This window comes from Vogesella sp. AC12, assembly GCF_024437575.1.
GTDB classification, from domain to species: Bacteria; Pseudomonadota; Gammaproteobacteria; order Burkholderiales; family Chromobacteriaceae; genus Vogesella; species Vogesella indigofera.
This window is the reverse complement of sequence record NZ_JANFNU010000003.1, coordinates 1-22309: the sequence shown is the minus strand read 5'-3', so window position 1 is coordinate 22309 and position 22309 is coordinate 1. Positions and strand designations below refer to the sequence as shown.

The 22309-nt window shown below is 64.2% G+C and carries 21 protein-coding genes and 1 tRNA gene; 17 read left to right on the top strand and 5 right to left on the bottom strand.

Annotated features, from left to right (window positions below):
* Positions 1-5 precede the first annotated feature (5 nt).
* The 3 genes from NOM55_RS06435 to ispB form a co-directional block, all read right to left on the bottom strand.
* The gene (locus NOM55_RS06435; RefSeq protein ID WP_255348025.1) at positions 6-131 is read right to left on the bottom strand and encodes a hypothetical protein; all 126 of its coding nucleotides are present in this window, start codon (positions 129-131) and stop codon (positions 6-8) included.
* 58 nt (positions 132-189) lie between these two features.
* A tRNA-Arg gene (locus NOM55_RS06430) sits at positions 190-264 on the bottom strand.
* A 17-nt stretch (positions 265-281) separates the two neighbouring features.
* On the bottom strand, positions 282-1253 hold the full coding sequence (gene ispB / locus NOM55_RS06425; RefSeq protein ID WP_255907942.1) for an octaprenyl diphosphate synthase: 972 nt from the start codon (positions 1251-1253) through the stop codon (positions 282-284).
* Positions 1254-1436: 183 nt separating this feature from the next.
* On the opposite strand from ispB, the gene rplU reads away from it, so the two are divergent.
* From rplU to NOM55_RS06405, 4 genes are all read left to right on the top strand, one after another.
* Positions 1437-1748: a 50S ribosomal protein L21 gene (gene rplU, locus NOM55_RS06420; protein ID WP_082133678.1), complete on the top strand. Its 312-nt coding sequence runs from the start codon at positions 1437-1439 to the stop codon at positions 1746-1748.
* 13 nt (positions 1749-1761) lie between these two features.
* Positions 1762-2037, top strand: coding sequence for a 50S ribosomal protein L27 (gene rpmA, locus NOM55_RS06415; RefSeq protein WP_047966597.1), 276 nt, complete (start codon positions 1762-1764; stop codon positions 2035-2037).
* 162 nt (positions 2038-2199) lie between these two features.
* Positions 2200-3411: a GTPase ObgE gene (gene obgE / locus NOM55_RS06410; protein WP_255907941.1), complete on the top strand. Its 1212-nt coding sequence runs from the start codon at positions 2200-2202 to the stop codon at positions 3409-3411.
* A 397-nt stretch (positions 3412-3808) separates the two neighbouring features.
* A complete protein-coding gene (locus NOM55_RS06405) occupies positions 3809-4084 on the top strand; it encodes a hypothetical protein (protein ID WP_255907940.1) in 276 nt (91 codons plus the stop codon).
* A gap of 18 nt (positions 4085-4102) precedes the next feature.
* Here the strand turns inward: NOM55_RS06405 and NOM55_RS06400 are convergent, their stop codons facing one another.
* Entirely contained in the window at positions 4103-4546 is a 444-nt protein-coding gene (locus NOM55_RS06400; protein ID WP_255907939.1) for a hypothetical protein, read from the bottom strand.
* Between the two features lie 383 nt (positions 4547-4929).
* Here NOM55_RS06400 and NOM55_RS06395 point away from each other — a divergent pair, with 383 nt between their 5' ends.
* The 7 genes from NOM55_RS06395 to NOM55_RS06365 all read left to right on the top strand — a co-directional run bounded on the left by NOM55_RS06395 (position 4930) and on the right by NOM55_RS06365 (position 12634).
* Positions 4930-6219, top strand: a complete 1290-nt coding sequence (locus NOM55_RS06395; RefSeq protein WP_255907937.1) for a hypothetical protein — start codon at positions 4930-4932, stop codon at positions 6217-6219.
* Complete coding sequence (locus tag NOM55_RS06390; RefSeq protein WP_255907936.1) at positions 6216-6920, top strand: hypothetical protein; 705 nt, start codon at positions 6216-6218, stop codon at positions 6918-6920. Before NOM55_RS06395 ends, NOM55_RS06390 begins: the two co-directional genes overlap by 4 nt.
* The gene (locus NOM55_RS06385; RefSeq protein WP_255907935.1) at positions 6920-9730 is read left to right on the top strand and encodes an AAA family ATPase; all 2811 of its coding nucleotides are present in this window, start codon (positions 6920-6922) and stop codon (positions 9728-9730) included. The genes NOM55_RS06390 and NOM55_RS06385 overlap by 1 nt, the downstream gene beginning before the upstream one ends.
* Before the next feature lie 241 nt (positions 9731-9971).
* Positions 9972-10643 (top strand): CsgG/HfaB family protein, encoded by a 672-nt coding sequence (locus tag NOM55_RS06380; protein WP_255907934.1) that lies wholly within the window; start codon positions 9972-9974, stop codon positions 10641-10643.
* 18 nt (positions 10644-10661) lie between these two features.
* Positions 10662-11024: a DUF4810 domain-containing protein gene (locus NOM55_RS06375; RefSeq protein WP_202902715.1), complete on the top strand. Its 363-nt coding sequence runs from the start codon at positions 10662-10664 to the stop codon at positions 11022-11024.
* Between the two features lie 24 nt (positions 11025-11048).
* On the top strand, positions 11049-11702 hold the full coding sequence (locus tag NOM55_RS06370) for a DUF799 domain-containing protein (protein ID WP_202902717.1): 654 nt from the start codon (positions 11049-11051) through the stop codon (positions 11700-11702).
* A 194-nt stretch (positions 11703-11896) separates the two neighbouring features.
* On the top strand, positions 11897-12634 hold the full coding sequence (locus tag NOM55_RS06365; RefSeq protein ID WP_255907933.1) for a M48 family metallopeptidase: 738 nt from the start codon (positions 11897-11899) through the stop codon (positions 12632-12634).
* Between the two features lie 139 nt (positions 12635-12773).
* Here the strand turns inward: NOM55_RS06365 and NOM55_RS06360 are convergent, their stop codons facing one another.
* Positions 12774-13922, bottom strand: a complete 1149-nt coding sequence (locus NOM55_RS06360) for a glycerate kinase (RefSeq protein WP_255907932.1) — start codon at positions 13920-13922, stop codon at positions 12774-12776.
* A gap of 144 nt (positions 13923-14066) precedes the next feature.
* Here NOM55_RS06360 and NOM55_RS06355 point away from each other — a divergent pair, with 144 nt between their 5' ends.
* From NOM55_RS06355 to NOM55_RS06330, 6 genes are all read left to right on the top strand, one after another.
* Positions 14067-14933 carry an MBL fold metallo-hydrolase gene (locus tag NOM55_RS06355; protein WP_255907931.1) on the top strand — a complete coding sequence of 289 codons (867 nt, stop codon included), beginning with the start codon at positions 14067-14069 and terminating at the stop codon, positions 14931-14933.
* Between the two features lie 367 nt (positions 14934-15300).
* Entirely contained in the window at positions 15301-16734 is a 1434-nt protein-coding gene (locus NOM55_RS06350) for a sodium:solute symporter family protein (RefSeq protein ID WP_255907930.1), read from the top strand.
* Positions 16735-16859: 125 nt separating this feature from the next.
* Positions 16860-17759 (top strand): DMT family transporter, encoded by a 900-nt coding sequence (locus NOM55_RS06345; protein ID WP_255907928.1) that lies wholly within the window; start codon positions 16860-16862, stop codon positions 17757-17759.
* A gap of 24 nt (positions 17760-17783) precedes the next feature.
* On the top strand, positions 17784-18179 hold the full coding sequence (locus tag NOM55_RS06340) for a carboxymuconolactone decarboxylase family protein (protein ID WP_255907927.1): 396 nt from the start codon (positions 17784-17786) through the stop codon (positions 18177-18179).
* Between the two features lie 127 nt (positions 18180-18306).
* Positions 18307-18804 carry a thiol peroxidase gene (tpx, locus tag NOM55_RS06335; RefSeq protein WP_255907926.1) on the top strand — a complete coding sequence of 166 codons (498 nt, stop codon included), beginning with the start codon at positions 18307-18309 and terminating at the stop codon, positions 18802-18804.
* 672 nt (positions 18805-19476) lie between these two features.
* Positions 19477-22309: DUF4347 domain-containing protein (locus NOM55_RS06330; protein WP_255907924.1), on the top strand; the 2833-nt coding region annotated here is incomplete at its 3' end.

Sequence of the window (22309 nt, the reverse complement as noted above, 5' to 3'; positions counted from 1 at the left end):
CCGGCTTACTGCGGCTGGCTGGCGCTGTGGCCGGCGTCGCCTGGCGCCTGCGGGCGGGTGAAGTGGTTGATGGCGGTGGCCAGGATGATGCCGAGGATGATCAGCAGGCCAAGGCGTTGCAGCAGGTTCATGGGAAAGCTTCCGTAATAAGCAAAACGCTACCGGTGGCGGTAGCGTTGGTGGTGGTGATGGTATCCCCGACAGGAATCGAACCTGTAACTGCCCCTTAGGAGGGGGCTGTTATATCCATTTAACTACGGAGACAGCCAATGAAACGGGGGTCAGGCGTCGCGGCGTACCGACAGTCGCGCCAGTTCGGCCAGCGCGGTCTTGTAGTCGCTGTCCGGCAGCGGGGCCAGCACCGCGATGGCGCGTTCGGCGGCTTTTTCCGCCTCGCCGCGCGCATAGTCCAGCGCGCCGCAGGATTGTACCGCAGCCATCACTTCGCTGAAACGCTCGCGACTGGCGGCTTCCAGTGCCTCGCGCACGGTGGTGGCGGCCTGTTCGCTGCCCTGGCGCATGGTGTAGATCAATGGCAGGGTGACCTTGCCCTCGGCCAGGTCGTCGCCGACGCTCTTGCCGATGGTGCCGGCGTCGCCGCTGTAGTCCAGCACGTCGTCGATGATCTGGAACGCGGTACCCAGGTGCATGCCGTAGTCGGCCAGTGCCTGTTCCTGCTCGGCGCTGGCGCCGGCCATGATGGCGCCGACGCGGGTGGCGGCCTCGAACAGCTTGGCGGTCTTGTACTGGATCACCAGCAGGTATTGCGCTTCGGTGAGGCTGGTGTCGCCGATGTTGAGCAGCTGCAGCACCTCGCCCTCGGCGATGATGTTGGTGGCGCCGGCCATCACTTCCAGGATGCGCATATTGTTGCTGGCGACCATCATCTGGAAGGCGCGGGTGTAGAGGAAATCACCGACCAGCACGCTGGCGGCATTGCCGAACATCGCGTTGGCGGTCTGGCGGCCGCGGCGCATGTCGGATTCGTCGACCACGTCGTCGTGCAGCAGGGTGGCGGTGTGGATGAACTCCACCATCGCCGCCAGCTCGTGCAGGTACGGTTGGCCGTAACCCATGGCACGGCCGGCCATCAGCGTCAGCACCGGGCGCAGACGCTTGCCACCGGCAGAAATGATGTATTCCGCTACCTGGCGGATCAGGACGACGTCGGAATGCAGGCGCGTGCGGATGACCTGGTCGACAGCTTGCATATCGTCGGCGGTCAGCGTGCGAAACAGCGGAGTGGAGGACATTGCTACCGGTTCAAATGGTCGGGAAAACCGCGCGATATTAGCAGACAAGGCCGCTGTGTTGCCATGGCAAACACGTTTGCCACGCAGTGTCGACAAAAATATTGACACCTATCAGGCACTTGCGTATATTTTCGCGTTCTTCGCGCACACTGCGCGCAAGAAAGAATATTAGGAGCTATACGAATGTATGCGGTCGTAAAAACTGGCGGTAAACAGTACAAAGTTTCCGTTGGCGAAAAACTTAAAGTAGAACAGATACCTGCAGACGTCGACAGCCAGATCGTACTTGAAGAAGTGCTGATGATTGCTGACGGTGAGCAAGTTTCCGTAGGCGCGCCTCTGGTAGCTGGCGCAACTGTCCAGGCAACCGTGGTTGCTCATGGTCGTGGCGACAAGATCCGCATCTTCAAGATGCGTCGTCGTAAGCACTACCAGAAGCATCAGGGTCATCGTCAGAACTACACCGAAATCCGCATCGACGCGATTTCCAAGTAAGGGATAAATAGACATGGCACACAAAAAAGCAGGCGGTAGTTCCCGCAACGGTCGTGATTCCGAAGCCAAACGTCTGGGCACCAAAGCCTACGGCGGCGAGCTGATCCCGGCTGGTTCCATCATCATCCGTCAGCGTGGCACCCGTTTCCACGCTGGTGAAAACGTTGGCATGGGCAAGGATCACACCCTGTTCGCCAAGGTTGACGGCTACGTGAACTTCGCGGTTAAAGGCGCTGCCCAGCGCAAGACCGTTAGCGTTGTTCCGTACACTGGTGTTGACGCAGAGTAATTCTGTAGCCACCGGAAAAAGCCCTATCGCACGATAGGGCTTTTTTGTTTGTCCGATTATCGTATTGGCCACACGAGGTGTGAGGCGCAAGGGGCTGCGGCCAACCTTGGGCAGCCGGCGGCCGTTTGCGCCTGACTCCTCGCAAGCATTTAGGAGAGTTTCATGAAGTTTATCGACGAAGCCCGCATTGAAGTGCGCTCCGGCAAGGGCGGCAATGGTTGCTGCAGCTTCCGCCGTGAAAAATTTGTACCGCGTGGCGGCCCGGACGGCGGCGACGGCGGCCGTGGCGGCGACGTGATCGCGGTGGCCGATGAAAACATCAACACCCTGGTCGAATACCGCTTCGTGAAGAAATACCTCGCCGTCAACGGCGAGAACGGCCGCGGCGCCGACTGCTACGGCAAGGGCGGCGACGACATCTACCTGCGCATGCCGGTCGGCACCCAGATCTTTGATACCGACAGCGGCAACCTGCTGGCCGACCTCACCTTCCACGGTCAGGAACTGGTGCTGGCCAAAGGCGGCAAGGGCGGCCTCGGCAACATCCACTTCAAGAGCTCGCTCAACCGCGCACCGCGCCAGTTCACTCGCGGCGAAGAAGGCGAAATCTACAACCTGCGCCTGGAGCTGAAGGTCCTGGCCGACGTCGGCCTGCTGGGCATGCCCAACGCCGGCAAATCCACCTTCATCCGCGCGGTCTCCGCCGCCAAGCCGAAAGTGGCCGACTATCCGTTCACCACCCTGCACCCTAACCTGGGCGTGGTGCGCATGGACGACACCTCCAGCTTCGTCATCGCCGACATCCCCGGCCTGATCGAAGGCGCGGCGGAAGGTGCCGGCCTCGGCCACCGCTTCCTCAAGCACCTGTCGCGTACCGGCATCCTGCTGCATCTGGTCGACATCGCGCCGTTCGATCCGGACGTCGATCCGGTGCGCGAGGCACGCGCCATCGTCGAGGAACTGCGCAAGTACGACGAAGCGCTGTACAACAAGCCGCGCTGGCTGGTGCTGAACAAGGTCGACATGCTGCCGGAAGACGAGCGCGAGCTGACCGTGTCCGCCTTCCTCGAAGCCTACGGCTGGCCGAAGGCGCAAGCCGACGACCGCTTCGGCTTCGACATGACCGCGCCGCGCCACTTCGTGATCTCCGGCCTGACCGGTGAAGGCACCCGCGAGCTGGTATTCGCGATCAAGGAATACCTCGACGTGCTGCGCGCTGCCGAGAAGAAGGCACGCCTGGAAGCGGAAGAAGCCGAACGCGCCGCCAAGCTGGCCCGCGCCGCCGCGGCCGGTGCCGCACCGGTGGCCGCGATCCAGACGCTGGTGGCGGAAGATGTGCCGGCTGCGGATGCTGGCGCGGATAGCGCCGAGTAATAAGCTGCTGCGGCCGAGGTTGGCCGCATGGTGAGGTAAAAAAGGGCAAGCCGGATGGCTTGCCCTTTTGTCATTTTCCGTGTGATTTGATGTATCAAATTTGGGTGGATTGCAGATAGAGCAATGTTGAGCCTTGGACATGGTGAGTTTTGCACTTCGCAGCGCTCAGCCTAACCTACGGTCCTGCACTAGTATTTGCTTAAAGGTAGTGACCTTTCAGTCTACAGTCAGGAACAGCTGGGGACCATCGTCTAACAGCTTGAACACGTTTCCGAGAAAGTCCTTAGGATTCAGGACGCCATTGGAAGTGTTTGCTGAATTGCTGAGCAAGACGTACCCGGATATAACGGGAATTCATTAACTGTTGTACTTGGTCTTCGAAACCGCCGAGGAAGGTATGGCTAAGAAATTCTCAGCTCTTCACGTGGCTTTTGCTGGGTTCTGTATTGCAGCCGTAGGTGCCATAGCTGGCTTCATTGGATTTGGCATCGAAAGACAATGGGTTGCATGTCTTTCCTTTGCTATAACGGTGCTTGGTGTAGCAATTGGATTTATAGGGGTTATTTATGGCTGGATAACATGTGGAAGAGCTGCAATTAAAGGCGGTGTTCAGGATGCAGAAGATCTAGCTGCTAAAATTAAACGACTCTGGAAATACGACGACCACTCATGACTAATTTGGAATATGTGCCTATTTTGAATACCAACGTTTACCGCGATGGAGCGGCAAAGGTTGGCCGCAAGCCGTAACAGGTTTGCGGCCAACCTTGTTTTGTCTGTTGTATCCGCTGCGCGGATGGTTTTTATCTGCCGCTTGCCGCGCGGCGGCGGGAAAAGGGGCTGCCGCCGCCCCTTTCAATCCCCGCTCTCCCGAAGGCGCAAGAATTCCCGTGCAAACTGCCGCCATCCCGGCGCCGCCCATCCGCTGCGCTAAAAAGAGGGCGGCTTGTTTCCGGGCTGACGACAGTGTGCACGGCTTGCGCCAACGGGAATGGGTGCGTTGGTGCGGTTTTGGTTTTTGTGGTGCATGGTGTTCGGTTAGGTCGTAGGTCGGGTTAGCGCAACGTAACCCGACATGCCTGCGGCCAACCTTGCCATTTTTATTTTCGTGTTTTTTCGTGGGTTTCGTGGCCAAAGAAGCTTTGCTTTTGTCCGTGTTTTTCTGTGTGCTTCTGTGGCTAAAAATCAAAACCGATTACTGCGACAACGTTGGCCGTAAGTTGCGTCGGGTTACGCTCCGCTAACCCGACCTACAAACTGGCTGGTGATTGAAATGGGTTGTTGCCCATCTTTTGTTTTTATTTTCTTGTTCTTTCGTGGGTTTCATGGCCAAAGCGGTTTTCCCCGTGTGCTTCCGCGGCAAAAATCAAAACCGCTTACCGCCTCAACGTTGGCCGCAAGCCATGTCGGCGGACGCTGCGCTAACCCGAGCGATGCACCCGCTGCGCCGATCACCCCGCCGGCATTGACGGATCAGCCTGTCCGCTCCGACAATCCACGGCTGTTTAACGCCGCTGGATGCTTGCCTTGGATTCCCTTTCCGATTTTTTCCGCCCCGGGCTCAGCCCGGACGCGTTGCCGGCGCTGAACCGGTTGTCGGCGGCGTGGCCGTATCTGGCGGTGTTCGTCACCCTGTTTCGCGGCGGTGACGAGGAGGTGCTGATGCGGCTGCTGGTGCTGCGCGAGCTGGGTAGCCGTGCCGAGGCGCCGTACTGGACGCCGCAGGACATCGCGCAGCGCTTCGCCTATCTCAATGACACCAAACTGAATACCATTCTCGGCCGCCTGCGCGAGGGCGAGTTGCTGGTCTACGACAGCGACGGCGGCCATTACGCGCTGTCCGAGGCGGCACGCGTGGCGCTGTCGGCGCTGGCGACACTGATCGACTTTGCCGGCGACGACGTCGAGCTGGGCTATCTTGCCAGCCAGGTGGCGGCGGGGCAGGCAGTGGGACAGGTGTCGGACGAGGCGCTGCAGCATCTGCTGGCGCGCCTGAACGAGCTGCACGCCGAGTTTGCCGATGCGCTGGAGTCGCAGTCCGAATTCCGCATCCGCGCCGCGCAGCACCGGCTGGAGTCGGTGTGGCGCTGGGTGGCGAAATCCACCGACGTGGTGCGCGGCCTGACCTGCGACGAGCGGTTGAGCCTGACCACGCTGAGCCAGGCGCAGGCGATCGCGCTGGCGCAGAGCCGCATGCTGGCGCTGGCCGGCACCTTCGAGCGCCGGCTGGCGCAGCTGGCGGCGCAGCGCGTGCACCTGGGCAGCTCCGGGCTGACCTCGACCGACATCGCCGACTGGCTGCGCCATCAGGGCCTGGCCCGGCTGGCGGGGCTGGCCGATGGCGTGATCGCGGCCAACGTCGAGCCGGCGTTCCTGACCACGCCGGAGCTGGCCGATGTCGCCGAGTACGAACTGCTCGGCCGCGAACGCGCGCGCGAACACGATCATGCGCTGCCGGCGGCGGCCAGCGCCGAAACCGCCGACGCGGTCGAGGCCGAACGCCTGCTGGAGGCCGAAGCGCTGTACGACACGCTGGCGGCGCTGCAGCTGGCGCCGGTGGGCGGCGTGCCGATTGCCGACGCAGTACTGGCCGCCAGCTACAACGAAACCGCCTACCGCCTGTCGCTGCTGTCGCTGCTGGGCGACCCGGAAAGCCGCAGCGACCGTGGCGTGATTGCCGCGCTGGCCAAGCTGCCGCTGGCGCTTTCCGGTGGCGCTGCCGTGCTGGCGCTGGACCACCCCGAGGTGGCCAGTCTGTCCGACGCGCAGCTGACCGTGATCCCGACATCCCGAGACTCAACATCATGATGGAACAATCCCTCACCGTACTGGTGTCGCGCCTGCTGGCGCACCGCGTGATTCCGCGCAGCGACGCGCTGGCGCGCCGCGCGCTGCTGGACGACGCCTTCCGCGCCGAGCTGGACCAAAGGTTGGCCGCGGTCGGCCTGCGCCTGGTGGAAAACCCCTACGCCGAACACATTGCGGTGGCGCTGCTGCCGGCGATGACCGAGCCGGTGTTCGGCAGTGGCGAAGCGTGGCTGAACAACAATCTGGGCCTGCCGCGCGACGGCGTGGCGCTGCTGGTGATCGTGTGGGCGCTGATCATCCTGCCCAAGCGCGAACGCCAGATCAGCCGCGTCGAGGCCGGCCGCGAGGGCCAGCACGACATGTTCGGCGCGCAAAAGCCGCTGGAAACCGGCGACACGGTATCGGTCGGCATCTCCGAGGACGCGCTCTATGCCGACTTCGGCAAGCAGCTCGGCGGCCGCACCCGCTTTGCGGCCAACCTTGGCCGCCTGGTCAACCTCGGCTTCCTCAACCGCCGCAACAAGTGGCTGGAAGAAGGCCCGATGCTGGACCTGATGATCGACTACGCTGCGCTTGCGCCGCGCATCATCGAAGGCGCGCTGGCCGACGTGCTCGGCCGCCGCCAGGCCCTGCTGCAGGAGGCAAGCGAAACGACAACGTTGGCCGCAGAAACCGACAACAGTCAAGTGGAGAACGCCTGATGTTCCAGATGAAATCGGTAGAAATGGTGCACTGGGACTTCTGGCAGCGGCTGACCGTGCCGCTGGACGCGCAGATCGTCACCATCATCGGCCCCAACGGCTCCGGCAAGACCACGCTGCTGGACGCGCTGCGCACGCTGCTGGCGATCAAGTGCTCCGGCAAGCGCGACTACAAGCGCTACGTGCGCAACAACCGCGAGCCGTTCGCCTTTCTCAAGGGCGTGGTCGCCAATCCGCGCCGCCTCAACGGCGGGCTGTACCCGACGCCGTTCTTCCCGCTGCTAAGCGAGGAAGTCACCCTGCTGTGTCGCATCAAGAAACAGGGCGGCGACTGGGTGCGCCACTACGCCATTGCCGAGGGTGACGTGGCGCTGGACAGCGCGGTGGCCGATCCGGCGCTGGCGTGGCTGGGGGTGCAGGAATACCGTCGCCGGTTGGAAGCGGCCGGCCTCACCGCCGCCGTCGGCGAAGTGCTGGCGCTGGAGCAGGGCGACACCGACAAGCTCACCGAATACACGCCCAAGCAGCTGCTGGATCTGGTGTTCCAGGTGTTCGGCGACAAGGACGTGCTCGACAACTACCAGCACGCGCGTGACGAGCAGCGTGCCGCGGAGGCCGAGCTGAACGCGCTGTCGCAGCAGCAGGAGGCGCTGGAAGTGCGCGTCGAGGCGATGAAGACGCGCGCCAACCGCTATCTGGAGTGGACCGGCCTGCACAAGCGCGTCACTCGCCTGCGCGACGAGGCGCTGCCGGTGCTGGGCCTGATCGACGGCCGCAGCGCCATCGGCAAGCAGTGGGCCGACTACCGCCGCGTGCAGCACGATTACCTGAACGTCAGCGCCGACCACCGCGCCACCTTGCAGCTGATGGCCACGCTGCGCCGCGCCGAGAGCGAGGCGCAGGCCGCCCGCGCCCAGGCCGACAGCGAGCGCCACCACGCGCAGCAGGCCTTCATGCACGCCCGCGACGCGCTGCGCGACGTGCAAAGCCAGCTCAAGGAACGCGACCGGCTGCAGGCGCTGGCCGGCCAGCAATACGGTGACGACGCCGCCACGCTGACACAAAGGTTGGCCGCACTGCGCCACGACGCCGACACCCTGCGCGACAGCCTGCGCGCCGCCAAACGCGAGCGCGACGAGCACAGCGCCGAACTGGCGGCGCTGGAAAGCGGCAAGCCGCGCGCGCCGGACGACGTGCGCCACTTCCGCGCCGCGCTGGACGAGGCCGGCATCGCGCACAGCATGCTGTGTGACATCGTCGAGGTGACCGATGCCGCGTGGCAGGGCGCGGTCGAGGCGCTGCTCAAGCCCTACCGCCACGTGGTGCTGCTGGCCGATGCCACCGACCGCCGCGCCGCCTGGCAGCTGGGCGACAAGCTGCGCTACCGCCACTTCGTGGTGCCGGACACCGCCAGCGCGCCGCGTGCACGCAGCGGCAGCCTGCTGGAAGTGGTGCGCTTTGCCGAGCCGGCGCCGGAGTGGCTGTACCAGCAGATGAACCGCGTCAGCCGCGTCGCCGACGTGGCGGCAGGCGCGAAGGAAGACGGAGACTGGATCACGCCGGAAGGCTATTTCCGCGAACGCCGCGGCGCGCGCCACATCGGCGTGCCGCAACGCGACTTCGCCTTCGGCGAGGCAGCGCGCCAGTCGCGGCTGCTGGACCTGCGCGCCACGCTGACGGCGCTGAACCAGCGCATCATCGCCGGCGAAGAGCAGCTGGTGGCCGCCAGCCGCGACATCGCCGCGCTGGCCGACTACCTGTCGGGCATGGATTCCATCGCCCAGCTGGCCAGCCGCGCCGACGAATTCGCCGCGCTGGAGGCGCAGCTGGCCACGCTGCAGGCCAGCGTCGCCGAACACGGCGCCGCGCTGGCCGACGCCGACACCGCCTGCCGCGACGCCGAAAGCCGGCACAGCGACGCGCGGCTGGCGCACGATCGCGTCTGCCAGCGCGAACAGGACAGCCTGAACCGTCAGGTGGCGCGCCGGCTGGAAGCGGAGCAGGCGCGCCGCACCCTGCGCCGCCTGCTGGCCGAGTTGCGCGACAGCCAGAGCCGCCTGCCGGCCGCGGCGCAGGATGCCGCCTACGTCGCGCAGCTGACAGAGGAATTCGAAACCGCCGCCGACGTGCGCCACGAAATTCACTATCTGGAAGAAAAGCTCGCCGCCGGCGACTGGGAGTGCGACGACGCGGTGCTGCAGCTGAAGGACAAGCTGCAGGAAGACCTGAGCGCGCTGGCGCGTGAATGCCAGCGTCGCCAGGCGGAGGTGGAACGCGCCGCCGGCCTCACCACCGACGCGCGCGAGGCCTATCTGGGCAAGCTGCGCGCCACGGTGCGCGCCTACGGCAGCAACATCAAGCGCCTGGGCGAGCTGGCCGGCATCGGCGTCGAGGTCGAGCTGCCGCTGCTGTCCAACGACGACACCGCGCTGGCACAGGCTGGCCTCACGCTGAAGTTCAACTTCGACCAGAAGGGCATGATGGGCATGAACGACGGTGAGGCCTCCGGCGGCCAGCAGGTGATGAAATCGCTGATCCTGCTGATCGGGCTGATGATGGACGAGGCCAACCCGTCCGGCTTCGTGTTCATCGACGAGCCGTTCGCGCACCTGGACATTTTCAACATCGACCGCGTCGCCGGCTTCCTCAAGGCCACCGAGGCGCAGTACCTGATCACCACGCCCAATACCCACAACATCAACATCTTCGCGCCGTCCGGCCTGACGCTGGCCACGCGCAAGAAACGCCCCGGCGAGCAGTGGGCGCCGGCGATCCTGCAGACGCGCAGAAGGCTGGAGGCGGAAACCTGATGTATACAACCCCGGTTCCGGTGACCGGGGTTTTTTGCGGCCAAGGTGGCCGAGAATGACCGCGGGGCAGACCGGACAAGCTGCCCGATCGTCATTTTTTGCTTGGAGAGGGCCATCGGATCGTGTGATGATATATGGCTATATTCATTAATTTTATTAAATACTCGTCATTGCATGGTGGGGGCGCCATGGCGCCGAAGCCAGCGGTGACGGGGTGATCATGTCAAGGCCGGAGCATCCGATGAAGAAACCGTTACTTTCCCTTTCCCTGCTGGCGCTGCTGGTGGCGACAACGGGTTGTGCCACCGAGAGTTCGCGCACTCTGGAGGTGGCCAAGGTCGCCACCGCCGGTACGACTTACCAGGGACAGCGCAGTCTGATTTCGGTCGGCAAGTTCGATAACCGCTCCAGCTATATGCGCGGCATCTTCTCCGACGGTGTCGATCGTCTGGGCGGCCAGGCCAAGACCATCCTGATTACCCATTTGCAGCAGACCGGCCGTTTCAATGTGCTGGATCGCGACAATATGATCGAGATCGGCCAGGAAGCGGGCTTCAAGAAACAGGCGCAGGCCATCAAGGGTGCCGATTTCGTGGTTACCGGCGACGTCACCGAGTTCGGACGCAAGGAAGTGGGCGATCACCAGCTGTTTGGCATCCTCGGGCGTGGCAAGCAGCAGATTGCCTACGCCAAGGTCAACCTGAACATCGTCAAGGTGCAGACTTCCGAAGTGGTGTACTCGGCGCAGGGGGCCGGTGAGTACAGCCTGTCCAATCGCGAGATCATCGGTTTTGGCGGTACCGCCAGCTACGACTCCACCCTGAACGGCAAGGTGCTGGATCTGGCCGTGCGGGAAGCGGTGAACAATCTGGTCACCGGCATCCACTCCGGTGCATGGCAACCGGCGCCCTAACCCTGTCAGGTAAACACAATGATGATGTTATCGCGAGGCATGAGCATCGGCGCCGGCTTGCTGCTGGCGGCGGTCATGAGCGGATGTGCCAACCAGCCCAAACCGCTGTACCACTGGGGGCCTTACCAGCCGCAGGTTTACGAATACTTCAAGGGCGATGGCGCCGGCGAGCAGGCGCAGATTGCCGCGCTGGAAGAGAATATCCAGCAGGCACGAGCCAAGGGGGAGGCGTTGCCGCCTGGCTACCACGCCCATCTTGGCCTGCTGTATAGCAAGGCGGGAAAAGAGGACCAGGTGAAACAGCAGTTCGAGACCGAAAAAGCGCTGTTCCCGGAATCGTCGTCCTTTATGGACTTCCTGCTGCGCAAATTCAAAAAGTAAGGGACCGCAATGCGTTTTTCATGGATGAAAGGCCTGCTTGCCGCGGTGGGCGTGGTGCTACTGGCCAGCGGTTGCGCTACCCAGAAGCCTTATGACTACACCGCCTACAAGCAAAGTCGCCCCAAGTCGGTGCTGATCCTGCCACCGCTCAACAGCTCGCCGGACGTGAAGGCCACCTACAGCATGCTGGCGCAGATGAGCGCGCCGCTGGCCGAATCCGGTTACTACGTGTTTCCGGTGGCGGTGGTGGATGAAACCTTCCGCCAGAATGGCCTGACGGCTCCCGGCGACATGCAGGCGGTGCCGCCGGCCAAGCTGCACGAGATCTTCGGTGCCGATGCCGCGCTGTATGTCGACGTCAAGCGTTATGGCGTGACCTATACCGTGCTCAGCAGTGACGTCACGGTGGTGGCCGAGGCCAAGCTGGTGGATCTGAAAACGGGGCAGTTGCTGTGGGATGGCCGCGCCAGCGCGTCCAGTGCCGAGCAGCAAAACAACAGTGGCGGCCTGGTCGGCATGCTGGTGTCGGCGGTGATCAACCAGATCGCCAACTCGCTGACCGAGAAGGGCCACGTTTACGCCGGCATCGCCAGCCAGCGCCTGTTGAGTGCGCACCCCAACGGTGTGCTGTATGGCCCGCGCTCGCCGCGCTACGGCCAGGACGGCGTGCCACAGTAAGTACCGCAGCGGCAGGCGCCGCTGTGCAGGAGAGGGCAAGGGTTGGCCGCAAGCCAGGATGGTTTGCGGCCAACCCTGTTTCACGCTGTGGCCGGTGCTGCTGGTCGCTGGTGACCCTGGTCGAACCATGCCATGGACATGAGTGGTTTATTCCAATAGAATGCCGCGCTTTGCTACCCACGATGATTCCGCACATGAAACAGCTCGCTCTCGTTGCCGCCCTCGCGGCGTGTCTGGCCGCTCCGGCGCAGGCGTTCAACCTCAACTCCGTGCTCAGCGCCGGTACCGACCTGGTGAAGTCCGCCACCCTCAGCGATGGCGAGGTGAAGGCGATGGCCGCCGAGGCCAGCAAGTCGATGGACAAGCAGAACAAGGTCGCCGCCGCCGGCAGCGCCTACGGCACGCGCCTGAACAAGATCGTGAAAGGGCTGGGCAATGAGGACGGCCTGCAGCTGAACTTCAAGGTGTACCAGAGCAAGGAAGTGAACGCCTTCGCGATGGCCGACGGCACCGTGCGCGTATACAGCGGCCTGCTGGACAAGATGACCGACGACGAAGTGCGTTATGTGATCGGCCATGAAATCGGCCACGTGAAGCTGGGCCACACCAAGAAGGCGATCCAGGTCGCCTACGCCGCATCCGCGGCACGCAAGGCGGCGGCCGGTAGCGGCAACAACATCGCCGCCTCGCTGTCGGAGTCGGAACTGGGCGATTTCGCCGAGCAGATCGTGCACGCGCAGTTCTCGCAATCGCAGGAAAGTGACGCCGACGCCTACGCGGTGGAGTTCCTGAAGCGCCACAATTACAACCTGCAAGGTGCGCCAGCGGCACTGCGCAAGCTGGCCGCGCTGTTCGGCAACGAAGGCAGCGTGCTGGCCAGCCACCCGGCACCGGGCGACCGTGCCGACAAGGTGGAAAAGCTGATCAAGTAAGCGTTGACCGGCCTGCAGCACGCAAAACAGCCCGCCATTGGCGGGCTGTTTTTTTTGTGTGCCCGGCGGGCGCTGGCGGCGGGGCAGGCGGGGCGTGGCCGGGACCAGCCCCTTGCCGGCCACCGCCGGCTTGGCGCGGTTAGCGGCGCGGCGGGACCTGCAGCGCCAGCAGTGCGCCGATATTGTGCGCGCAGCGTTCCAGGTTGGCCGCGGCGTGTTCCAGGGCGTCGTCGAGGGTGGTGATCTGCTGCACGCAGGCGAACACCGCGTCGATGCCGTGCTGGTGTACCGCCTCGACGCCGTCGCCGAGGCTGCCGCCGATGGCGATCACCGGCAGGCCGTGCTGCTTGGCGCGGCGCGCGACGCCGATCGGGGTTTTGCCGAAGATCGTCTGGCCGTCGAGGCGGCCTTCGCCGGTGATGACCAGGTCGGCGCCGGCCAGCGCCGCGTCCAGCCCGACGCAGTCGAGCACGATGTCGATGCCGCGGCGCAGCTGGCAGGGGAAGAACGCCAGCGCCGCCGCGCCCATGCCGCCGGCGGCACCGGCGCCGGGCACCGTGGCGATGACCTGGCCAGTGTGTCGTTCCAGCAGCCGGCCGTAGTGCGCCAGTGCCTGCTCCAGCTGCACCACCATCGCGGCATCGGCGCCTTTTTGCGGGCCGAAGATGGCGGAGGCGCCGTGCGGGCCGCACAGCGGATTGTCGACGTCGCAGGCGATGTCGAAACGGCACTCGGCCAGCCGCGGGTCCAGCGCGCTGCTGTCGATGTGGGCCAGCTGTGCCAGCGCGCCACCGCCGGGCGCTAAAGGTTGGCCGCAGTCATCCAGCCAGCGCACGCCGAGCGCGGCGAGCATGCCGGCGCCGCCGTCGTTGGTGGCGGAGCCGCCCAGTGCCAGGATGATGTGGCGCGCACCGTGATCCAGCGCGCTGCGGATCAGCTCGCCGGTGCCGTAGCTGCTGCTGTGCAGCGGATTGCGCTGATGGCGCGGCACGTGCTCTAGGCCGCTGGCACTGGCCATCTCGATGACGGCGCCGCGGCCGTCGCCGAGCAGGCCCCAGTTGGCGAACAGCGGCGTGTGCTGCGGGCCGGTGACGCGCTGGCGGATGCGCTGGCCTGCCGTGGCGTCCAGCAGCGCGTCCAGCGTGCCTTCGCCGCCGTCGGCGACCGGCAGCCGCAGCAGCTCGGTGTGCGGCAGCAGTGGCGCCAGGCCGCGGGCGATGATGGTGGCGACTTCGCGCGCCGACAGGCTTTCCTTGAATGAATCCGGGGCGATCACGATTTTGCGCATGGTGGCGATGGGAGGCGAGTGGTGGAACGCCGATTCTATGCCATCGCTTGCGTCGCCGGCGAATGGCCGGCGGCATGACAAAACCAAGCACTTGCTCGATAATGCGGTTTTGCCACCGACCCTACACTTCAGGAGCCTGCCGCGATGCGCACACTGACTTCCCTGCTCGGCAATTCACAACAACTCGACGGCGGCGCGATGTTCGGCAATGCGCCGCGCGCGGTGTGGGCCGGCTGGCTGGCGCCGGATGCGGCCAACCGCGTGCCGCTGGCCTGCCGCTGCCTGCTGGTGGAAGAGGGCAACGGCCGCCGCATCCTGCTGGAGACCGGCATCGGTGCCTTTTTCGAGCCCAAGCTGCGCGAGCGCTACGGGGTGGTGGAGGCGGAGCATGTGCTGTTGGACGCGCTGGCGGCGCAGGGGCTGGGCGATGCCGACATCGACGTGGTGGTGCTGTCGCACCTGCACTTCGATCACGCCGGCGGCCTGCTGGCGGCGTGGGACGGCGGCCCGGCGCGGCTGCTGTTCCCCAACGCGCAGTTCGTGGTCGGGCGCGAGGCCTGGCAGCGTGCGCTGAATCCGCATCCGCGCGACCGGGCCTCCTTCGTGCCGGAGCTGATCGCGCTCTTGGAGGCCAGCGGCCGGCTGGTGCTGGTCGATGACGCGACGCCGGCCTGCCTGCCGCCGGACTGGTGCTTCCACATCTCCAACGGCCACACCCCCGGCATGCTGCTGGCGGAAATCCCGATGCCGGGGGGGCCGCTGCTGTTTGCCGCCGACCTGATTCCCGGCGCGGCGTGGGTGCACGTGCCGATCACCATGGGCTACGACCGTTTCCCGGAGCTGCTGATCGACGAGAAGCGTGCGCTGCTGCAAAGCTTGGCCGCAGCCGGCGGCCGCCTGTTCTTCACCCACGATCCGCAGCTGGCCTGCGGCGAGGTGCTGCTCGATGGCCAGACGCAGCGTTTCAGCGTGACGGCGACGCAGGCGACATTAAGCAAGCTCGCAATTTGACCTTGTCATTGTTTAACATAATTGACGACAGTAAAACGCATGATTGAGGCACAATAGGCCACAGCCAGTGCCGTGCATGGTGCTGGCGCCATACCTGCTTTTGTGTGGCACTATCTAGCTATAACTCGATGAAATAACTGGATTTTTCTGGCGGGCACCGCCGGCGAGACACAAAACCCCGATACCGCGATGGTGTCGGGGTTTTGTTTTTTGTTGTGGCGAAGTGTTTAAAAAATTGCTCATTTACGGGGTGCGCTGGCTATAATGCCCGCACAACAAAGGTGAGGTCCGGGCCGGTGCCGCACGCGCTGCGCAGGGCGGGATCATCATTCTGACAACACTACCAAGGATTAAGGAGACGGAAGTAATGCTCGTCTGGTTCGTCGTTCTGTATCTGGCTGTTACCGTCGGTATCGGCCTCTATGCCTCAACCCGCGTGCACAACGCGAAGGATTTCGCCGCCGGCGGCCGCAGCATGCCGTTCCACATCGTGGCGGCGATGGTGTTTGCCACCTGGTTCGGTTCCGAGGCGGTGCTGGGCATTCCGTCCACCTTCATCGAGGAAGGCTTTGCCGGCATCGTCGAGGATCCGTTCGGCTCCTTCGGCTGCCTGATGCTGGTCGGCATCTTCTTCGCCCGTCCGCTGTACCGCCTCAACCTGCTGACCATGGGCGATTTCTTCCGCCAGCGCTACGGCTCGACGGTGGAGGTGATCACCAGTATCGCCATCATGCTGTCCTACCTGGGCTGGATCGCGGCGCAGCTGACCGCACTGGGGGTGGTGTTCAATGTGCTGTCCGACGGCAGCATCAGCACCACGCAGGGCATGCTGATCGGCTCCGCCATCGTGCTGGTGTACACCCTGTTCGGCGGCATGTGGTCGGTGGCGCTGACCGACTTCTTCCAGATGACCATCATCGCCGGCGGCCTGATCTATCTGGTGTGGCTGTTCAGCGGCATGGCTGGCGGCGCCGACAAGGTGATCGCCAAGGCGGCCAGCGACGGCAAGTTCACCTTCATCACCAGCACCGAGCCGCGCGACATCGTCGCCTTCATCGGCGCGGCGGTGACCATGATGCTGGGCTCCATTCCGCAGCAGGACGTGTTCCAGCGCGTGATGTCGGCCAAGAGCGAGAAGATCGCGGTGCGCGCCACCCTGGTCGGCGGCGTGTTCTACCTGGTGTTCTGCATGCTGCCGATCTTCCTGATCTACGCCGCGTCGATGATTAAGCCGGAGTTGGTGCAGCACTGGCTGGCCGAGGATGCGCAGATGATTCTGCCGCGCATGATCCTGGAGGAAACGCCGCTGTTCGCGCAGGTGATGTTCTTCGGCGCGCTGCTGTCGGCGATCATGTCCACCGCGTCCGGCACCCTGCTGGCACCGTCGGTGATCTTCGTCGAGAACATCTTCAAGCAGTTCCGCCCGAAGATGAGCGACCGCGAGTTCCTGCTGGCCACCCGTGCCGCCATCCTGGTGTGCGCGTTCGGCACCACGCTGTTCGCGCTGTATTCCGATGCCTCCATCTACGAGATGGTGGGCAATGCCTACAAGGTGACGCTGGTGTCGGCGGTGGTGCCGCTGGCCGCCGGCCTGTTCTGGAAGCGGGCCACCACGCAGGGCGCGCTGCTGGCGATCCTGCTCGGCGTCGGCAGCTGGATCCCGCTGGAGCTGAGCTATAGCGACGCCGCGTTCTGGCCGCCGCAGCTGGCCGGCCTGCTGCTCAGCGCGCTGGGCATGCTGCTGGGTTCGCTGACACCGCAACGCTTTGCCGTGCGCCAGCTGCAGGTGCAGCGCGCCTGACGATTGCAGAAGTACTCCTGGGGAAGGGGACTGGCCGGGGCAACGCCCCGGCTTTTTTTCATGAACAGACTGTTGCCGTGGCGCGGCTTGTCAGGCTGGCAGCCAACGTGGCAAGGTAGCAGGCCATGACGAAACCATTCCCCTCGCCGCGGCTGGCCTATCTGCTGCTGACACTGACCGCGCTGTTCTGGTCCGGCAACTTCGTGCTGGCGCGCGCGATGCACGCCAGCGTGGCGCCGATGACCTTATCCTTTGCGCGCTGGAGCATCGCGCTGTTGTTGCTGCTGCCGTTCGGCGCCGCGCCGGCGTGGCGCCAGCGCGCGCTGTGGCTGCCGTACTGGCGTCGACTGCTGGCACTGGCGCTGCTCGGCGTCACCGGCTTCAATTCGCTGGCCTACTGGGGACTGCAGTACACCGCCGCCACCAACGCGGTGCTGCTCAATTCCTTCATCCCGATCCTGATCGTGCTGTTCGGTGCGCTGTTCTTCGGCGTGGCCATCGCCCGCCGCCAGGCGCTGGCGGTGGCGATCTCCTTTGCCGGCGTGCTGCTGGTAGTGGCGCACGGCGACTGGCACCGCTTGGCCGCACTCGACATCAACCGCGGCGACGCGGTGGTGTTCCTGGCGATGGTGGCGTGGGCGCTGTACACGCTGCTGCTGCGCGGCATGCCGCCGGCGCTGCACCGCATCGGCCTGCTGACGCTGCAGGTGGCGATCGGCCTTGCCGGCATCGCGCCTCTGTTTGCCTGGGAGCTGGCCAGCGGCCGCCATACGCCGCTGAACGCCGCCACGCTGGCCACCTTCGCCTACGTCGGCACCCTGCCGTCGGTGGCGGCCTACTATTTCTATAATCTGGGTGTGGCGCGCGTCGGCGCGGCGCGGGCCGGCATGTTCATCCACCTGATGCCCGGCTTTGGCGCCTTGCTGTCGATGCTGTTCCTCGGCGAAGCGCTGCAGCTGTATCACCTGGCCGGCATCACGTTGATCCTGGCCGGCGTCACGCTGGCGACGCGCAGTCACACCTGAATTCCGCAAGCCAAGGAGAGCGCCATGAGCGAACAGGACAAACAGCAGGGGCTGGCACGGCGCACGCAGGTGATGGGCGAGGCTTTCGCCAGCCGCGCGATGAGCGGTCTCGACGGCTTCAACCGCCCGCTGCAGGACTGGCTCAACGAGCACGCCTGGGGCAGCACCTGGCAGCGCGACGGGCTGGAGCTGAAAACGCGCAGCCTGCTGACTTGCGCCATGCTGGCGGCGCTCGGGCGCAGCCAGGAGCTGAAAGGCCATATCCGCGGCGCCATCAACAACGGCGCCAGCCTGGTGGAAATCCGCGAAACCCTGCTGCACACCGCGGTGTACGCCGGCGCGCCGGCGGCGGTGGAAGCGTTCCGCGCCGCGCGCGAGGTGCTGGACGAACTGGGGCTGTCGCTGCCGGAACACGAGTAGGGCCTGTTTGCCGTGCTGACGGCTGCTGGCCGTTGCGGCCAACCTTGTTGCCAACAGGGTTGAATTCTGCGGCACATGCCCCACACTCAGCTGATCACCCACCCTTCTTTTGAAAAGGAAGTACCCGATGGCAACCGTTACCCTGCGTGGCAATGCTGTAGACGTGGCCGGCGCCCTGCCGGTCAAAGGCGACAAGGCTCCGGCGTTCAGCCTGACCAATGGCGATCTGGCCGATGTCGGCCTGGCCGCCTTCGCCGGCAAGAAGAAGATCCTCAATATTTTCCCGTCGGTGGATACCCCGACCTGCGCCACCTCGGTGCGCAAGTTCAACGAAAAGGCCGCCGGCCGTGACGGCGTGGCGGTGCTGTGCATCTCCGCCGACCTGCCGTTCGCGCAGAAGCGCTTCTGCGGCGCCGAAGGCATCGACGGCGTGAGCAACCTGTCCACTTTCCGCCACGCTGAATTTGCCGAAGCCTACGGCGTGAAGCTGGCCTCCGGCCCGCTGGCCGGCCTCACCGCACGCGCGGTGGTGGTACTGGACGAGAACGACACCGTGCTGCACAGCGAGCTGGTGGCCGAGATCGGCAGCGAGCCGGACTACGACGCGGCACTGGCCGTGCTGTAAGACACCTGTTGCCAACGTTGGCCACGGCAGCAAAAGGCTCCCTGCGGGGAGCCTTTTGCTATGGGGGCCATCGTCAAGCATGGCTGCTCCCGCACGGCAAGCCGGCCGGGCCGCACAGGCAAAACTGGCCGGCAGTTTCCTTCTGTGATGCTGATCGTGGGTCGTGCTTGATGCTGCTGGCATCGCCGTTTGGCAAGCACTGCTTTTCTGCCATGGCCCACCGGGAAGCGATAAAGCATTCCCTGTTATTCCGGTTGCGGGATAGCGGTCATTTAGTGGAGTGGCGGCTTTTTATGGGTTTTGGTTTATTGTTTTCATATTTTTTTATAGCCAATGGATGGTAATGTTGATTTGATAGATTTTCATAAAACTTTGCTCAAGATTATTTAAAAAGCATAATTTTTTCCGTAATGACAATGAGGTGCTAGTATGCAAAAAAGCTTTAACTGAACGTGTAATGTTGTCCCGGGTGGTGTTTGGATCGGCACCGGGAGTTGCACGGTCTTCAGGTGCGTTGGCCGCTGCGATTGCTTTTCTGCGCGAGTGGCAGTGCTCATCCAGATAAGGAGTTGCCGCATGCCTCAGCTTGACCGCAGCAAAACAGCAACCGTGTCACCACTGATGTCCTCCCTGTTGGCACTTGAACCGCGTGTGATGTTTGACGCGGCGGTAGTGAGCAGCCTGGCAGAAGTCCAGTTGGCAGAAGCGCCGCCCCCGATACCTGACCGCAGTGCCGATGGTACCGAGCATCTGCCGGACAGCTTATCGTTGGGTGCCGGCGCCGAGCCGGCGGCACCACCGGTGCAGGTGGTATTTGTGGCGGCGGAGTTGTCCGCCCTGTCGCCGGCACTGACAGCCTACCCAGCGGGTAGCGAGGTAGTGCAGCTCACGGCGGGCAGCAATGCGTTGCAGCAGATGGTGGATTATCTGGCGGGGCGCAGTGGCATCACCGCCATCCATCTCCTGTCGCATGGTGTCGCAGGAAAGCTGCAGCTGGGGGAGTTGGTGCTGGATGCGGCCAACCTGGATCGCTACAGCGGCCAGCTGACGGCGATCGGCCAGAGCCTGGCGAGCGATGGTGACCTCCTGCTGTATGGTTGCAGCATCGCTGCCGGTGCCGAGGGGCAGGCGCTGATCGGCAAGCTGGCCAGTCTGAGCCAAGCTGATGTGGCGGCGTCCACCGACGCCACAGGCGCGGCACGCCTAGGAGGCGACTGGGTGCTGGAGCGCAGCAGTGGCCAGATCAATGTGGACGCCCTGAGTTTCGACTTTGACGCGTTGCTGGCGCGGCCTGTGACCGGCACCACCGATTTCACCACATCGGACGGCAACACCTATAACCCATCCGGCAGCGTGGTGAACGCCGGTAACCTGCAGGGCTGGGATTTCTCGTTGCAACTGGGTTCCACCAATAACGGCGGCCAGACCATCATTGTCGAAAAACCGGGTGCGGTGACCACGGAAACGGTGGACGGCTATAGCGACGGCACCATTCCCATCTCCTATTTCAGCGTCAAGTCCAACGATAGCAGCCGCTTTACCTTGAACTCCATCGGCGTGGTGCTGAACGGCTTCGACTCCGGCACCGCCGGCGGCAATCTGCAACTGGTCGGCTATATCAACGGTTCCGCGGTCAGCGGTGCGACGCTGACGCTGAACGTGGGCGACGTGTTGCAAGGCAGCGGCGGGCTGGTGACTTTCAACGTATCCGGCAACAGCGCCTTCCAGGGCATCGATTCCTTCCGGGTGCTGGCGGCCAACGGTCACAATGTGACCGGCATGATAGGCATCGGCGCCATCAACGCCATCAATTTCGGCTTTGCGCCGGCGTTGACCGCCAGTGGTGGTTCCAGCGCCTACAGCAGTGGTACCGGCACCGCGGTGACGGTGGACAGCGGCATCACGCTGTCCGATTCCGACAGCAGCACGCAGGCCAGCGCCACGGTGTCCATTACCGGCAACTTCCACAGCGGCGAGGACGTGCTGGCCTTCACCAACAATGGCAGCACCATGGGCAATATCACCGCCAGCTACAACAGCGGCACCGGGGTACTGACGCTGACCTCCAGCGGCGCGACGGCCACTCTGGCGCAATGGCAGGCCGCCTTGCGCGCGGTGACCTATTCCGACAGTTCGCTGTCGCCCAACACCAGTTCCCGCACCATCAGCTTCGCCATCAACGACGGCGCGATCAACAGCAGCGTAGTGACCAAGACGGTGACGGTGGCGGCGGACTCCGTGCCGGTGCTCGGTAACCTGAACGGCGACAACCCCACCTTCACCGAGAAAGGCGGCGCGGTGAAACTGGACGTGGGCACCGCGGTTACGGTGACGGACAGCGACACCCCCAACTTCAACAGCGGCAACCTGACCGTGCACATTTCCGCCAACGGCCAGAGCGGCCAGGATGTGCTGGGTGTCGACACCAGCGGCACGGTGTCCTTGTCCAGTGGCACCAGCGTGGGCAGCGTGGTGACGGTGGGCGGGGTGAGTATCGGCGTGATCGCCAGCAACGGCGACGGCGTCGGCGGCCGCGATCTGATCGTCACCTTCAACAGCAACGCCACCCCGTCGCGGGTGGCCACGTTGCTGGCAGTGCTGACTTACAATAACACCAGCAATGATCCCGACACCGCCACCCGCACCATCAACGTCAGTGTCAACGATGGCCGCGGCGGCACCGGTTCCGGCAATGTGACGGTGACGGTGGCGGCAGTGAACGACGCGCCCACCGGTAGCGCCACGGCCTCCAACCCCACCTTCGCGATGGGCGGCGCAGCGGTTCAGGTGTTCAGCGGAGTCAATATCGGCACGCTGGAGAGCAGCCAGAGCGTGATTCTGCTGACGCTGACCGTGTCCGGCCTACAAGACGGCAGCAATGAAATTCTGTCCATAGACGGCAGCAATGTGGCGCTGACCAACGGCAACTCGGTCACCACCAGCGGCAACGGCCTGAGCGTTACCGTCGCGCTTTCCGGCGGCACCGCCACGGTGTCGATCAGCAGCAGCGGCATCTCCGGCAGCACCGCGGGCAGTGTGATCAACGGCATCACCTATCAAGACAGCAGCGGCAGCCCCTCCGCCGGCAACCGGGTGGTGACGCTGACTGGTGTCCAGGACAACGGTGGCACGAGCAATGGCGGGGTGGACACTACCAGCTTGGCATTGGCCTCCACCGTCATCGTCGCCGTGGTGCCGGTAGTGACTACCAGCGGCGGCAGCGCGGCCTTTACCGCCGGCGACAATACCACGTCCATCCCGGTGGCGATAGACAGCGGCCTCTCCGTCACCGACAGCGCCAGCCCCACGCTGGTCAGTGCCTCGGTGTCCATCACCGGCAACTTTCACAGCGGCGAAGACTTACTGGCGTTCAGCAATACCAACAGCAGCACCTACGGCAACATCGCCGCCAGCTACAACGCTGGCATCGGGGTGTTGACGCTGACTTCCAGTGGCGGCACCGCCACGCTGGCGCAGTGGCAGGCCGCCTTGCGAGCGGTGACCT

Bases quoted from the DNA above. Each gene is read 5' to 3' on its own strand.
- NOM55_RS06435 (WP_255348025.1), bottom strand. From the start codon at position 131: ATGAACCTGCTGCAACGCCTTGGCCTGCTGATCATCCTCGGCATCATC.
- ispB (WP_255907942.1), bottom strand. From the start codon at position 1,253: ATGTCCTCCACTCCGCTGTTTCGCACGCTGACCGCCGACGATATGCAA.
- rplU (WP_082133678.1), top strand. From the start codon at position 1,437: ATGTATGCGGTCGTAAAAACTGGCGGTAAACAGTACAAAGTTTCCGTT.
- rpmA (WP_047966597.1), top strand. From the start codon at position 1,762: ATGGCACACAAAAAAGCAGGCGGTAGTTCCCGCAACGGTCGTGATTCC.
- obgE (WP_255907941.1), top strand. From the start codon at position 2,200: ATGAAGTTTATCGACGAAGCCCGCATTGAAGTGCGCTCCGGCAAGGGC.
- NOM55_RS06405 (WP_255907940.1), top strand. From the start codon at position 3,809: ATGGCTAAGAAATTCTCAGCTCTTCACGTGGCTTTTGCTGGGTTCTGT.
- NOM55_RS06395 (WP_255907937.1), top strand. From the start codon at position 4,930: ATGCTTGCCTTGGATTCCCTTTCCGATTTTTTCCGCCCCGGGCTCAGC.
- NOM55_RS06390 (WP_255907936.1), top strand. From the start codon at position 6,216: ATGATGGAACAATCCCTCACCGTACTGGTGTCGCGCCTGCTGGCGCAC.
- NOM55_RS06385 (WP_255907935.1), top strand. From the start codon at position 6,920: ATGTTCCAGATGAAATCGGTAGAAATGGTGCACTGGGACTTCTGGCAG.
- NOM55_RS06380 (WP_255907934.1), top strand. From the start codon at position 9,972: ATGAAGAAACCGTTACTTTCCCTTTCCCTGCTGGCGCTGCTGGTGGCG.
- NOM55_RS06375 (WP_202902715.1), top strand. From the start codon at position 10,662: ATGATGATGTTATCGCGAGGCATGAGCATCGGCGCCGGCTTGCTGCTG.
- NOM55_RS06370 (WP_202902717.1), top strand. From the start codon at position 11,049: ATGAAAGGCCTGCTTGCCGCGGTGGGCGTGGTGCTACTGGCCAGCGGT.
- NOM55_RS06365 (WP_255907933.1), top strand. From the start codon at position 11,897: ATGAAACAGCTCGCTCTCGTTGCCGCCCTCGCGGCGTGTCTGGCCGCT.
- NOM55_RS06360 (WP_255907932.1), bottom strand. From the start codon at position 13,922: ATGCGCAAAATCGTGATCGCCCCGGATTCATTCAAGGAAAGCCTGTCG.
- NOM55_RS06355 (WP_255907931.1), top strand. From the start codon at position 14,067: ATGCGCACACTGACTTCCCTGCTCGGCAATTCACAACAACTCGACGGC.
- NOM55_RS06350 (WP_255907930.1), top strand. From the start codon at position 15,301: ATGCTCGTCTGGTTCGTCGTTCTGTATCTGGCTGTTACCGTCGGTATC.
- NOM55_RS06345 (WP_255907928.1), top strand. From the start codon at position 16,860: ATGACGAAACCATTCCCCTCGCCGCGGCTGGCCTATCTGCTGCTGACA.
- NOM55_RS06340 (WP_255907927.1), top strand. From the start codon at position 17,784: ATGAGCGAACAGGACAAACAGCAGGGGCTGGCACGGCGCACGCAGGTG.
- tpx (WP_255907926.1), top strand. From the start codon at position 18,307: ATGGCAACCGTTACCCTGCGTGGCAATGCTGTAGACGTGGCCGGCGCC.